This window comes from Mesorhizobium sp. M7A.F.Ca.MR.362.00.0.0, from assembly GCF_004023175.1.
GTDB lineage: Bacteria > Pseudomonadota > Alphaproteobacteria > Rhizobiales > Rhizobiaceae > Mesorhizobium.
In genome coordinates this window covers 13,686-25,905 of record NZ_RZTF01000046.1, presented here as the reverse complement: position 1 = coordinate 25,905, position 12,220 = coordinate 13,686, and the positions used below count along the sequence as shown (strand labels likewise).

The 12,220-nt window shown below is 58.9% G+C and carries 16 protein-coding genes; 12 read left to right on the top strand and 4 right to left on the bottom strand.

Features of this window, described 5'->3' with window-relative positions; translation table 11 throughout:
* Positions 1–414: 414 nt before the first annotated feature.
* Entirely contained in the window at positions 415–582 is a 168-nt protein-coding gene (locus tag EOC06_RS40100) for a hypothetical protein (RefSeq protein WP_164762594.1), read from the bottom strand.
* A gap of 212 nt (positions 583–794) precedes the next feature.
* Here EOC06_RS40100 and EOC06_RS09210 point away from each other — a divergent pair, with 212 nt between their 5' ends.
* The 3 genes from EOC06_RS09210 to EOC06_RS45115 all read left to right on the top strand — a co-directional run bounded on the left by EOC06_RS09210 (position 795) and on the right by EOC06_RS45115 (position 1,599).
* Positions 795–1,028, top strand: a complete 234-nt coding sequence (locus EOC06_RS09210; RefSeq protein ID WP_127327788.1) for a hypothetical protein — start codon at positions 795–797, stop codon at positions 1,026–1,028.
* 152 nt (positions 1,029–1,180) lie between these two features.
* Positions 1,181–1,372 (top strand): hypothetical protein, encoded by a 192-nt coding sequence (locus EOC06_RS09205; RefSeq protein WP_127327789.1) that lies wholly within the window; start codon positions 1,181–1,183, stop codon positions 1,370–1,372.
* A gap of 11 nt (positions 1,373–1,383) precedes the next feature.
* Positions 1,384–1,599, top strand: coding sequence for a plasmid partitioning protein RepB C-terminal domain-containing protein (locus tag EOC06_RS45115; RefSeq protein ID WP_127327790.1), 216 nt, complete (start codon positions 1,384–1,386; stop codon positions 1,597–1,599).
* A gap of 248 nt (positions 1,600–1,847) precedes the next feature.
* Here the strand turns inward: EOC06_RS45115 and EOC06_RS44790 are convergent, their stop codons facing one another.
* Entirely contained in the window at positions 1,848–2,582 is a 735-nt protein-coding gene (locus EOC06_RS44790; protein WP_306462338.1) for a LysR family transcriptional regulator, read from the bottom strand.
* A 272-nt stretch (positions 2,583–2,854) separates the two neighbouring features.
* Here EOC06_RS44790 and EOC06_RS09190 point away from each other — a divergent pair, with 272 nt between their 5' ends.
* The 4 genes from EOC06_RS09190 to EOC06_RS09175 all read left to right on the top strand — a co-directional run bounded on the left by EOC06_RS09190 (position 2,855) and on the right by EOC06_RS09175 (position 6,507).
* Positions 2,855–3,514: an ABC transporter permease gene (locus EOC06_RS09190; RefSeq protein ID WP_127327792.1), complete on the top strand. Its 660-nt coding sequence runs from the start codon at positions 2,855–2,857 to the stop codon at positions 3,512–3,514.
* 13 nt (positions 3,515–3,527) lie between these two features.
* Positions 3,528–4,277 carry an ABC transporter permease gene (locus EOC06_RS09185; protein WP_127327793.1) on the top strand — a complete coding sequence of 250 codons (750 nt, stop codon included), beginning with the start codon at positions 3,528–3,530 and terminating at the stop codon, positions 4,275–4,277.
* 51 nt (positions 4,278–4,328) lie between these two features.
* Entirely contained in the window at positions 4,329–5,177 is an 849-nt protein-coding gene (locus EOC06_RS09180) for a transporter substrate-binding domain-containing protein (RefSeq protein ID WP_127327794.1), read from the top strand.
* Positions 5,178–5,253: 76 nt separating this feature from the next.
* Positions 5,254–6,507, top strand: coding sequence for a CapA family protein (locus EOC06_RS09175; protein ID WP_128307569.1), 1,254 nt, complete (start codon positions 5,254–5,256; stop codon positions 6,505–6,507).
* Positions 6,508–6,523: 16 nt separating this feature from the next.
* Here EOC06_RS09175 and EOC06_RS09170 read toward each other — a convergent pair whose 3' ends face one another.
* On the bottom strand, positions 6,524–7,033 hold the full coding sequence (locus EOC06_RS09170; protein WP_164898517.1) for a helix-turn-helix domain-containing protein: 510 nt from the start codon (positions 7,031–7,033) through the stop codon (positions 6,524–6,526).
* A gap of 169 nt (positions 7,034–7,202) precedes the next feature.
* Between EOC06_RS09170 and EOC06_RS09165 the strand changes: the two genes are divergently transcribed.
* Both EOC06_RS09165 and EOC06_RS09160 read left to right on the top strand, forming a co-directional pair.
* Positions 7,203–7,439, top strand: a complete 237-nt coding sequence (locus EOC06_RS09165) for a helix-turn-helix domain-containing protein (protein ID WP_128307567.1) — start codon at positions 7,203–7,205, stop codon at positions 7,437–7,439.
* A 233-nt stretch (positions 7,440–7,672) separates the two neighbouring features.
* On the top strand, positions 7,673–7,912 hold the full coding sequence (locus tag EOC06_RS09160) for a helix-turn-helix transcriptional regulator (protein WP_245466340.1): 240 nt from the start codon (positions 7,673–7,675) through the stop codon (positions 7,910–7,912).
* A 324-nt stretch (positions 7,913–8,236) separates the two neighbouring features.
* On the opposite strand, the gene EOC06_RS09155 is transcribed toward EOC06_RS09160, so the two are convergent.
* Positions 8,237–9,202, bottom strand: a complete 966-nt coding sequence (locus EOC06_RS09155) for a LysR family transcriptional regulator (RefSeq protein WP_127327963.1) — start codon at positions 9,200–9,202, stop codon at positions 8,237–8,239.
* Positions 9,203–9,437: 235 nt separating this feature from the next.
* Between EOC06_RS09155 and EOC06_RS09150 the strand changes: the two genes are divergently transcribed.
* The 3 genes from EOC06_RS09150 to EOC06_RS09140 all read left to right on the top strand — a co-directional run.
* Positions 9,438–10,529, top strand: coding sequence for an ABC transporter ATP-binding protein (locus EOC06_RS09150; RefSeq protein WP_127327797.1), 1,092 nt, complete (start codon positions 9,438–9,440; stop codon positions 10,527–10,529).
* A 33-nt stretch (positions 10,530–10,562) separates the two neighbouring features.
* Entirely contained in the window at positions 10,563–11,294 is a 732-nt protein-coding gene (locus EOC06_RS09145) for an HAD-IA family hydrolase (protein WP_127327798.1), read from the top strand.
* 3 nt (positions 11,295–11,297) lie between these two features.
* Positions 11,298–12,220 (top strand): FAD-binding oxidoreductase (locus EOC06_RS09140; protein WP_245469421.1); only part of this gene is annotated, 923 nt, incomplete at its 3' end.

The following is a 12,220-nucleotide window of genomic DNA, read 5'->3' as shown; positions in this document are numbered from 1 at the left end:
CCTATGGTGCTATCGCGGAATGGCTTGACGGCAGTCTAGGCCAACAGGATTAATTGCTGCGCTTTCATTCTGCCAGTAGCTTGCAGGCCTGGTCATTTAGCCCCAGATGGGTCGGCATGCTCACCGTTACAGGTGCGTGGTAACTTGATCTTGCCCACCTCCCCTTTGACACATGGAACCGATGCCCCTGTGGCAACTGAGCGAAGCTCTGGCCAACGCGATCATTGAGACCGTCGAGCGTCTGACGAAGGAAGCCCGCCGCTGAAGGCACGGACAGCGACGGGCCTTGCACCAGAGCTTGGACTTGAGGAGGGGACATCTCAACCAAGCACATTTCCAACTTCAATTGCGGATGCTTGTTCCAGCCCTACGAGAAAGATCTAGCGCTAGCCGACGTCTGACGAAGTAGGCCCGTCACTGGACTTCAGGGAAATCAGCGACGGGTTCCAGATCCGGACGGCAAAAGTCAAGCCGCTCGGGAAAGACACAGCTTGGCACATGGCCGCCCGGGCGGCGGAATGCGATGCCGAGGCGAGAGTCATCGAAGGGATCATCCATCGCCAAAAACATGACGAACAGCATTCTTTAGTCGGTAGAGATAGAGGCCGCTTAAGTAGTGCAGTTTCCGGCCCATCCTTGCGTGCTCTGGCGTCTCGGAACACACGCCGGCGCCTCCAAAGAAATTTGTACGATTTTTACCAAGCGCCGCCTTGTACGCAAATGATAATGACCGTTTGCTGGCTTTGGAGCCATTCTTCAGCGCTCAAGATCAGTATTATTCAAAGGACGTTCATATGAATTTCCCCATCGGCGGCGCGCAACCTATTTTCCCTGAGGAACTGGGCACGCTGAGGATTGTATTTTCGCAGCTTTGTGAGGAACACGAGATTCTAACCACTTCCGGTGAGGCCGGGGAACTCGCCTCAGAGTTGGTTCGACTGTCTCAAACAGGCATCAAAGACGAGACTGTGCTGATGGTCTTGATGCGCGCCAGGTTGAACCACTGGCAGGCCCAGTCCGTAGGCTAGTCCGGTAAAGTGGTTCCAGTGACACGGTGGGTGGTCAGTTTTGACCACAGCCGTATGGAGGAAAATTTATGTTGTACCCTGGTCACTGCCTTGGTCCGTGCGAGATTGAAATGTTGTCTCGCATTTCCCGGACTGTGTGCGACGAGAGCAAATTGCCGCTTACTTCGCCCGATGCCGAAAAAGCGGCTTCTCACCTGCTAAAGCTCTTTATGAACGGCCTTACCCGCGAGGAGGAACTGGTTGATGCGGCCAGGAACCGTATGAAATGGCTGCCTCGAGCTCATGCTTTTCAAAAGGCGACGCTGCCGCACTTCCAAGCCGTTAGTCAGCAGCAAGTGGCTTAGCCGGTTTACGAATGCGGGCAGCTCATTTTTCACGCAGCCCCTGCCAGGCCGAGTTGAGCCAGGAATTTCGAAACTCCGCTGAGCACATTGGTTCGTGGGGCCTCGAACTTGTAGCGGTACGAGGACACCTCAACCGGCTGATGGATAGCCCCAAACTGGTACGCTACCTCGCTCAACATTTTCCAAAGCAACTCGCTCAATTCCAGGGCGTTTTGGAAACGGCTTGAGTTCCCGGTGCGGCCCCAGGCGCCGCGCCGGCTGCCTAGCGTCGTTCTCTAGCCGCCCTCTGAGAAATCTCATCCTTTCGCAGGAGCGGTGGAAAAGGCCGCGATAATCGCCTCGAGCGACACGCTCAGAGCATTCGAAAAGGTCCTGCCCTACTGACAAATCGCGACGTAATGATAAAGAGCTGACGGTTCCACCGGTTTTGCTTCGAGGTTAAACGCTTCGTATTCACGCGCAATGATTTCATTGGTTATGGAAAGCCCAGGCCAGCCGAAACGTATCCGGCCTCGTGACCGTTGCAGTCGAATTCCACCAGTATGTTCGGCTCAACGCCGGCGAAGCGCAACGCATTGAAGTTCATCTGGTGGGCGGCGAACTGGGGATCGATATCGACGATCGTTTCGCCAGCCAGGTCGTGCGCCTGGATACAGGTCTGTTGTGAAAAGCGGTGGTCGGGATGAAAGATGCACACGTTGCGCGCCGACCCGAGCGGCGCCCATTCAAACAGGCGTGGGTCCAGCGGCAATCTCGAGATCCCCAGATCCGCGCGACCGGCCAAGATGTGCTCGCCGATCTGGTCGTAGCTTCCAGAAATTGACCGGACGTTCGAAGCGGTCTTTGCGTGGATAATCGCCACCACGTTGGGCAAGGTCACGAAACCGAAAACAGAAGGCGCGGCAATCGCAATCCTTTGCTTTTCCTCGTTCTTCATCGCGAAGATTGACGCTTCCAGCCGATCCAGGGACGTCAGGGCAAGTTCAACGTTTCGCAGGAGCTCCCATGCTTCCTGCAAGGGGACGATGCGGTTGGCTGACCTCTTAAAGAGGGTGATGCCGAGCGTGGTCTCGAGTTGCTTCACATGTTGACTGACAGCCGGCTGGCTTATCCCGAGGGCTGCCGCTGCTCGCCTTGTCGAACCGGCCCGCAACACTTCTCGGAAGACTTTCAGTTGACGGAGCTTCAGGTCGCTCTGCAGCAACTCCATTCCGGCGCTCCTTTCCCTGATAACGCCACCCGGGAAGCAGATACCGCCAACCTGGGGAAGCAATAAGCCATCCCAGTATATAACGGCGCATTATAGATAAAATATTAAAAATTATAGATTGAGTGTGGAATTCCAAGCGCTAGAATTAGACAATATCTCGAATTAACTCCGAATTACAAATAAAACAATTCGCAACCTTGGGTTAAGCAGCTTGGTCTGAGTGAAAAAGATCAGCGTATCTGGGCGGTATTGCGAGTCGAGGAAAGCGCCCCATGGGTGGTTTTACTACTCAGTTTGTTATCGCACTCACCGTGACCATAGGCCTGGCCCTTGTCAGCGGCTGCCTGGGTACGGCATTTGGGTTGTTTCTGGCGATTTCGAAGGGCACGGCACAACCGCGCCTCAACCGTGTCGTGACGGCCTACACCACGGTTGTCCGTGGTGTACCAGAACTTCTCATTATCCTGCTCATCTACTTCGGCGGAACCACGCTCGCCAGCAAGATCGCCGGCCGGTATGTGGAAGTGAATGCATTCACCGCAGGCGTTATCGCGCTCTCGGTCGTCTTCAGCGGTTATGCCACCGAAGTGTTCCGCGGTGCCATTGCGGCAGTGCCAGCGGGTCAAACCGAAGCGGCAAAATCGCTTGGGCTGAACGCCTGGCAGCGCTGGATGTTCGTCATCGGACCGCAGATGCTGCGGCTGGCGCTGCCTGCCTATGGCAATCTCTGGATTTCGCTCTTCAAGGATACCGCGCTGGTTTCGATCGTCGGACTGACCGATATCATGCGCGTGGCGTATGTGGGGGCCGGGTCCTTGCGCGCACCGTTGACCTTCTACCTTGCGGCCTCCGCTCTCTATCTCTCGCTGACCACCGTCACGCTGTTGTCGATCCGGCTGGCTGAGCGACGCTATCCGGCCCCCGACCGGTAGGAGGGACCGCCGCATGAATCTCGGCTTGATGTTTGACGCCATGGTTGTCCTGCCTTCGGGCATTGGCCTCACCTTGACCCTGACGGTCTCGTCGCTGACGGCCGGATTTGTTCTGTCCGTGCCGCTCGCCTTCATGCGCGCGTTCGGACGTCCCGGCCTCTCGCTCGCGGTGCTCGCATACACCTATGTGATCCGCGGCACGCCGATGCTGGTTCAGCTCTTCCTGCTCTACTACGGCCTCGGTCAGATCGAGGCCGTGCGAACCAGCATCTTCTGGGTGATCCTGCGCGATCCTTTCTGGTGCGCCCTTCTGACATTTTCGCTGAACAGCGCGGCACACACCACCGAGATCCTGTGCCGCGGTCTCCAGTCGGTGCCCAAGGGTGTCACCGAGGCGGCCACGTCTCTCGGCTTGAAGCGCTTCCAGATCGCTCGCCTGGTCACCTTCCCGATCGCTTTCAGGATATCGCTTCCGGCCTACGGCAACGAGGTCGTGGGGATGATCAAGGGTTCGTCCCTGGCGAGCACCGTGACGCTGCTCGAGATCACCGGCATGGCGAGACAGATGGTTTCGACGACGTTCGCGCCTTACGAGATCTTCATCGTCGCCGGAGCGATCTACCTATCGCTCACCTCGATCGCGGTGAAAGCGATCCAGTTCCTGGAACGGCGACTGTCGACCGACGGCCATCGCGTGCGTCGACGAAAGCCGCGATTGCGCCCTCCATTGCCTGACCCTGAGACCACGACGCCCCTGCCCTGACCCGCGGGTCTTTCGGCAGCCCTTTCCATCCAACCAACGAAGAGGTGCATCATGCGCATACCCCTGGCTATTGCTGTTTCCATCGCATCCCTGATGTCGGCATTTCCTGCCAGCGCCCAAAGCAAGAGCGTCATAGTGATTGCCACTGAAGGCGCCTCCCCGCCCTGGGACGGTACCGACGCGAACGGTCAGCTCTACGGTTACGATATCGATGTCGGACTGGAGCTTTGCCGTCGCATCGAGATCAAATGTACCTTCGTCCCGCAGGATTGGGACGGTATCATCCCGGCGCTGCTCGTCGGCAAGTTCGACGTGATCATGTCCGGCATGGCGATTACGGAGAAACGCAAGCAGTCGATCGCGTTCTCGATCCCCTACGCCGCCGGCTTCAACCAGTTCGTGGTGCGCAAGGAGCTGGGTCTCGACGCCGGCGACACCAAGGAGAAGGTCAACCTTTCGACCATCGGGGACAAGGAAAAGGCGACCCTTGAACGCCTCAGGTCGACGCTCGCCGGCAAGGCGATCGGGGCCTTGCGCTCGTCGAATTCGGAAGCCGTCGTGAAGGAAATCCTGGGCGATGTCGTGACCATCCGCAGCTACGACAGCCTGGACAATTTGAAGCTCGACCTGGCCGCGGGTCGCATCGACGGCGGCCTCGCCGACTATTTCACCTGGCGGGATTTTCTGGAGACGCCTTCCGGTTCGGATGCGGTGTTTTTCGGGCCGGAACTGAAGGGCGGGCTCTGGGGGCCTGGCGTCGGCGCCGGCATGCGAAAGAACGATACCGAGTTGCTCGCCAAGTTCAACGCAGCCATCGCCGCCGCCACCAAGGATGGGACGATCAAGGCGCTGAGCCTGAAATGGTTCAAGAGCGACATCTCGCCTGCCCTCTCGCAATAGGCGGGCACCCGACTTCGACATTGACGGGGCGCAGGCGCGGAACGCCAGCGCCCTCCCCTCCTTCAAGGCGAGTTCCATGAAAGACCAGTTCTGCGCGGTCGTCACCGGCCAATCCCTGATCACGCACGACATCCGTGACGTCAAAGACGAACGCTTCATCGCCGTTACGGACTTCCTGCGCCAAGGCGACGTCGTCTTCACCAACTTCGAGTCGACGATCCTGGGCAAGCACGGCGGCTGGCCGACCAAGGGCAAATACTTCGGCTATTCCAGGGCTGAAGTGCTCGACGCGTTGCAGGCCATCGGTTTCAACGCGCTTGCGCTCGCAAACAACCACGCCTTCGATCTCGGCGCCGACGGCATCCTCTCGACGCTGGAGGAAGTGGAAGCGCGCGGCTTCCTCCATGCCGGCATCGGAGCCGACGAGACAGACGCGAGGAAACCGGGCGGCCGCCGCCTGGGCGCGAGCCAGGTCGCGCTTCTCGCGATGGATGCAGGCCCTGGCCCGACCAACATGTATGCCGAAGACCGCACGGCCTTCCGGCCGGCTCGGCCCGGCGTCAATCGTCTGACCACCGTTCGCAAGATGGGGGTGCCGGACGGACATTTCCGCAGACTGGCAAGGTTGGGCGCTCATTTGCAAAGCTCCCCTTTTGAACTGGCCAACTATGCGCAGCCGGAGGATCCTGTGGCGGTGTCGGCCGACAAGGAGATCAATTTCTACGGCACCGTGTTCACGCAAGCCGCCGATTTCGGCCGTCTGGTCGAAGTCGATCAGCGGAGCGCGAGTGTCCATCTGTCCGCCATCCGGCATGCGGCGGCACAAGGCGATTTCGTCATTGCCTATCTGCACCACCATCACTGGGAACCAGGTTGGCAGGACGTGCCGCGATGGGTGCAGACCTTTGCCCGGATGTGCATCGACGCCGGCGCGAACCTTTTCGTCAGCCACGGCGCCCCGGTGCTGCAGGCCGTGGAAATCTACAATGGCGCGCCGATCTTCTACGGCCTCGGCAACTTCCTTTTCCACGTACACCCCGAAGAAACCGAATGGGATCCCCCGGAAGTCTGGCAAAGCATTGTCGCCGCATGCCGCTATGATGGGAGCGGAAATCTAGCGGGAATAGACCTCCTGCCCGTAGCGATCGGCGCGGACCCCCAGTCCCTTGGCTCAGCAACGGGCAGACTGGTGCCCGTCGCCGTCACGGGAACCGCGGCGCGAGACATCCTGGAGGGATTCGCGACCCGCTCGCGGGCGTTCGGCGTCGAGATCGAAGTATCCTCGACCTGCGGCCGCATCGCCCTGCCCGCTGCCCGAAAATTCGGCTGACGGCCCCGACCGGCCGTCAGCCGGTCTTGCATTCGGCCGGGGCGGATTCGCCGGCGGTTTCATTGTCGCGTTTCGCATCGAGCGATGCCAACTCCTCCCCCAATGCGGCGATAAGGGAAGAGACGCGACCGCGCACACGCGGCGAAAGATTCACGAGCCCCTCGATCAGGCGCCGGCCTTCCGCGCTGGCAATGAAATCCAGCCGCTCATCGACCGGCAGGGGCGGCGCCTCGACGCAGGTCTCATCGTTTCCCGGCAGGCCTGCGAAGAAGCGGCCGACAGGAACGCCGAGCGACTTAGCGATCTCGTAGAGCATCGACGCGCTCACGCGATTGCGCGCGTTCTCGTATTTTTGGAGCTGCTGGAAACTGATGCCGATGGATCGGGCAAGCTGGGCTTGCGACACGTCGGATTGGACGCGAACCGTCGCAATCTGCCTGCCGACATGCTGATCGGCGGGATGAGGGTCACTGTCGATCTTTGGCTTCGGCCCCGTCCGAAGGAGGACGGTGCGTTGCGGTTTCAACAAGGCCTTCCGATCCTCCACTCGTCAGCCGGATAGAGAGTCTGTCGCCTACGCTCCGGGCTCTTCGCACCGATGTTATCTGCAGATCGAATCGCCATTTAATATACCTAATAGGGTGCAAAATAACCCTATAGGTGGCAAAGAAAATTCGCCTGCCGATTGTGGACTCATGGTCAGTCCACGACAGATTCGAGCCGCACGGGCTTTGCTTGGTTGGTCGCAGCAGGAGCTTGCCGACAAGGCCATTGTCTCGCTGAATGCGCTGGCCCGGTTGGAAAATGGCAAGGTGGATTCCCGTATCAGCACGTTGCAAGCTATTGAGGCGGCTCTGATAAAAGCGGGTGTCGAATTCCTGTCCGCTGGCCAAAAGGGTGAAGGTGTACGGCTCTTAGATCCTCGTGCTTGAATGTCCCGTTGGCGGAAGGGCTCGCACAGTTGCACTTGCCAAAGGTATCTCCTGCGGTGACGACAGGCAAAGTCGTGGTACTGTCGGAATCAGCCATGATCCGAGCTCGCTGAAGCTTGGGTGTGGTCAGCCTGGGCAGATGCCTATCATCAGCCCGTCAAGCAATTTGTCTAACGTCAGTCATTTAAGCTGACATTCGCACCAAAGTCAACCAAAAGACTGATTTTAGCTTGATGAGCCAAATTTCCGTGGAGCAATGCAGAGGCGCCAGAGCGATGCTCGGCTGGAGCCAAGCTGAACTGGCCCAATCAGCAAATGTTTCGCGCGCTACGGTCGTGGATTTCGAAAGAGGCTTGCGCGTCCCACATCGCAACAACCTCGGTGCCATTCGTGAAGCGCTCGAAGCTGCTGGTATAGAATTCATTCCGGAGAATGGCGGCGGTGCTGGTGTGCGCTTGGCCAAACGGCGCTAGCGGATCAGAACGCAACGCTTCGAAGCGATTCGCCCAACCTACACGAACTTTGGGGCGCTTTGCCCGGGACCATCCGTATAGGTGAGATGAAGCAACGCAGTCGAACCGCTATGTAGGTTCAATTGGAACGAGCTCGGTACCCAATGGGCTACAATTCCAGACTGCCAATTATGCGACTTTCGAGGCACAGCCATGAACTCTGCAGCCGCGTGACCATTGATTTCCAATCGCCTCTTGCGCCGCGTCGGAGCGCCTCATCCGACAGCAGATCGGGGAATCAAGGAACTTTCAAAAGGAATGCTGAAACGTATGCATTGGGCCCGATTACCCAGCGGATTTTGAAAGGCCTGCCGACTTCAGCCCCAGCGTTGGATAAAGCGCATCAACTGCGACAATGTCGGCATTTAGTTCGCCAATCATCCATTCCCTAACCTGCGCGACGATCGGGCGCGCGGGTTTGTCGCGCAGGCGAACGAGATGGCACTGGCGGCCCGTAATCATGAGCTGTTCGCGCGCCGGCACCAAAGCCCGCGTCCGCAGCCAGTGGGCAATGACGTTCAGCCAACCGAGCGCCACGCCTTGCCCGAGCAAGGCGGCCTGAACGACGATGGCATAGTCGGAAAAGATCATCGAATTGACAGCGTCCCCCTTGTTCAGTGGCGAGAATAGACCGGACCAGTTCGGCTGTGCGTCACTGAGATTGATCGTAGTGTCGGGCATCCGCTTCACATGGGTTGCCTCCGAACCATGGCTTTCTATGTAGGATGGGCTACAGATGGGAATAAGAATTTCCGGCATGATGAAGACGGCCTCGTGTCGTTCGTCCGAGCCATTGACGAAGCGCATTCCGAGATCCACATCATTCACCGGCCCCGCAAGCGCTCCCATAACCAGTTGAAACCGCAGATCGACAGCCGGAAACTCCTTTTTGAAGTCGGCCATCCGCGGCATCATCCAGTGGGTGGTGAAACCGGTCGAAACTGATAGGGACACCGTTTGAATGCCGATGCGGCGATCCTCGATCTCGCGCAAGGCATTTTCGATCCCTGAAAACCCTCTGGCGATCGCGTCGAACAGCAGCCGCCCAGATTCGGTCAGGCGGACACCACCGGGTTGACGCACAAATAACGTCGTCTCGAGATGCTCTTCCAGCCTTGCCACCATACGGCTGACGGCCGCAGGCGTCACGTTCAGCTCCTCCGCTGCCCTGGAAAAATTGCCGCAGCGAGCGGCGGCTTCGAAAGTAAAGAGGCCATTCATGGATGGCAAGGAGCGTCTCAATTTTTCCATTACACGATGTAACATAAGCCCGAACCTTTTTTCAATTGCGAAGCCCCATTTTCTTTGGTCTTCTGGCTATGATGGAAGGCGTTAGACCTTCAAGAAAATTTCAGAGAAATGGACTGTGTACCCATGCGGCACGTGGCAGGTGCGGGCATGAAATATACCTTCAGACTTCTACTCATCAAAGAATGCAGCATGCGCCAGACCAAGGGGCTGCTGATGAATTTTGTAGCGGAATCATATGATTGATGCGACAAAAGCAGATCGAGTAGGCGTTTCCATTCGCGCGGCCAGCAAGAGCTATGGACATTTTCGCGCACTGGACAATGTCAGTCTCGAGGTCGCTCCAGGCGAGTTCGTCTCCATTCTCGGTCCGTCTGGATCGGGGAAGACGACATTTCTGGGCGTTCTTGGCGGCTTCGTCCAACCGACATCCGGGTCGATCTGGCTCGGCGCCCGCGATATTACATTCGAGCCGCCGCACAAACGCGATATCGGAATCGTCTTCCAGAACTATGCTCTCTTCCCGCATATGAGCGTCGGGGAAAACATCACCTTTCCGCTGCGCGCGCGTCGCCTGCCGAAGTCAAACTGGGCCAACAAGCTGCAAGGCGCGCTCGATATGGTCGAACTGGGCGGATTTGAGAACCGGCGCGTCCACGAACTGTCCGGCGGGCAGCGCCAGCGTGTTGCACTTGCCCGCGCCATCATTTTCGAGCCGCGGCTGATCTTGATGGACGAACCGCTGTCGGCGCTCGACAAGCAATTGCGCGAATCCATGCAGATCGAGCTGAAACGGCTGCACCGCAAGCTCGGCGCGACGATCGTCTATGTCACGCACGACCAGCGGGAAGCTCTGACAATGAGCGATCGCGTCGCCATCATGAACAAAGGTCGCTTCGTCCAGATCGACACACCCGAACAGCTGCACGACCATCCCGCCGATTCCTTCGTCGCGCGCTTCATCGGGGAAGCAACCCTTTTGCCGGTCACGCGCGCCGGCAACGATACAGTAACGCTTGGCGACGCCGTGCTGCGCACATCGCGCAGCGTTCCCCAAGGTAAGGCGCTGTCTCTCGCGGTGCATTCGGAAAAACTTGTGGTCGCCGATGACAACGCGCCGCATGCGTCGAACAGGCTTTCGGGAACGGTGATCGAAACGCTCTACCAGGGCGAAAGCATCCGGGTATTTCTGAAATTGTCATCCGGCGGAGAGCTGAGCCTCAGGCTTCCCAGCAATCATGCCGGACGCTTGCACCTCAAGAAACCCGGCGAACCGATCACGGTAGCCCTACACCCCGAAGACACGATCGTCGTCCCGGACGCCCCCTGAGAACGCCCCGACTTGCCAAAAGGAAACCGCATCATGAAACTCAGTGAATTCAAGGTCATGACCTTCGATGTCGTCGGCACATTGATCGATTTCGAAACGGGCGTGCTCAATGCCGTTCGCGCGCTCGGCGGCGAAAAGGCAAAGGCTGCTTCCGACGATGCGATTTTCGAATCCTACAAGCGCGGCCGCGACAAGTTCTACGGCCGCTCGTCCTTCGCCATGAAGGATGTCTATCTGTCGCTGGCTACGGAAATGGACTTCGCCCGAGCGGAGGCAACGGCGGAAGCCTTCCAACTTGCGGTCCTGCGGTGGCCGGCCTTTTCCGATTCCGTCGAGGCTTTGGCGCGGTTGCGTCGCAACTTCCGCTTGGTGGCGATGACCAATGCCGATCGCACGGCGTTTTCGGCCTATTCGGCGACCCTGGGCAGTCCCTTCCACGACAGCGTCACCTGTGATGAAGCCGGATGCGCCAAGCCCAATCCACAGTTTTTCGCCTTCAACAAGGGCCGTCAGTCCGCCTCCGGCTACAAGCAATCGGAAATCCTGCACGTGGCCCAGAGCCAGCATCACGATATCGGCGTCGCTACGGAACTTGGCTACACGACCTGCTGGATCGAGCGACGTCAGGGCCAGGCAGGATTTGGCGGCACACCGGAACCCAAGATGCTCACCAGGCCCGACTTCCATTTCTCCTCGCTAAAGCAACTGGCGGACGCCGTGGACGCGGATCTGGCCGCAGGCCACAGGATCGCCAGCGCGGCCTGAGTGATGACCACGCACCCACCCTTTCCCGATATCCACTCGCTTTGGCAGGAGACGGCTGGTCCACGGCCTGTTTTCGGCAGACTGCCAGGAGATCGCCACTACGACGTGGCGATTATCGGTGGCGGCTACACCGGCCTATCAACGGCCCGGTATCTCGCTCGCCGAGGCCTGTCACCGGTGGTTCTCGAGGCGAACCGCATCGGCTGGGGCGCCAGCGGTCGCAACGGTGGCGTGGTTTCCGGAAAATTCCGCATCGCATTTTCGCAGATCTCCGAACGGTTCGGCTTGGAGGCCACCCGACGAATGCACGATCTCGGCATCGAGGCGATCGAGCATGTCGGCGAACTGGTGGAGGATTACAACATTGCGTCGGCCGATTATCGTTCGACCGGATCGCTGCGATGCGCGCACAATGCGGTTTCGCTCGAAGGATTGAAAAAGGAAGCTGCGTGGCTGCACGAGGCACTCGGCGACCCGGCCTGTTCTATTCTGACAGGCTTGGAGATGGGGACGGAAACCGGATCTCGGGATTTCGTCGGCGGCATGCTCAACACCCACGGCGGCATCATCCATCCACTTAATTTCGTGTTCGGCATCGCGGCCGGGCTTAAAGCGGCCGGCATCGACATTTTCGATAACACGCCCGTCACGGGGCTCAAGCGCGAGGGGATGGGCGTTCTGTTGGAAACGCCTTCCGGTGCGGTGACCGCCGCACAGGCGGTGGTCGCCACCAATTCCTATTCTGACCTGACGCCGGCTACCGCTGCCGTGCGTACCTCGATCATCCCGTTTCGTTCGGCCATGATCGCCACGGAACCGCTGACAGGCACAACCGGGGCCAATCTTCTGGCCAAGGACCGCAGCTACACCGAGACGCGGCGAATGATGCGTTGGTTCCGCAAGGCCGGAGACCGCTTGCTCTATGG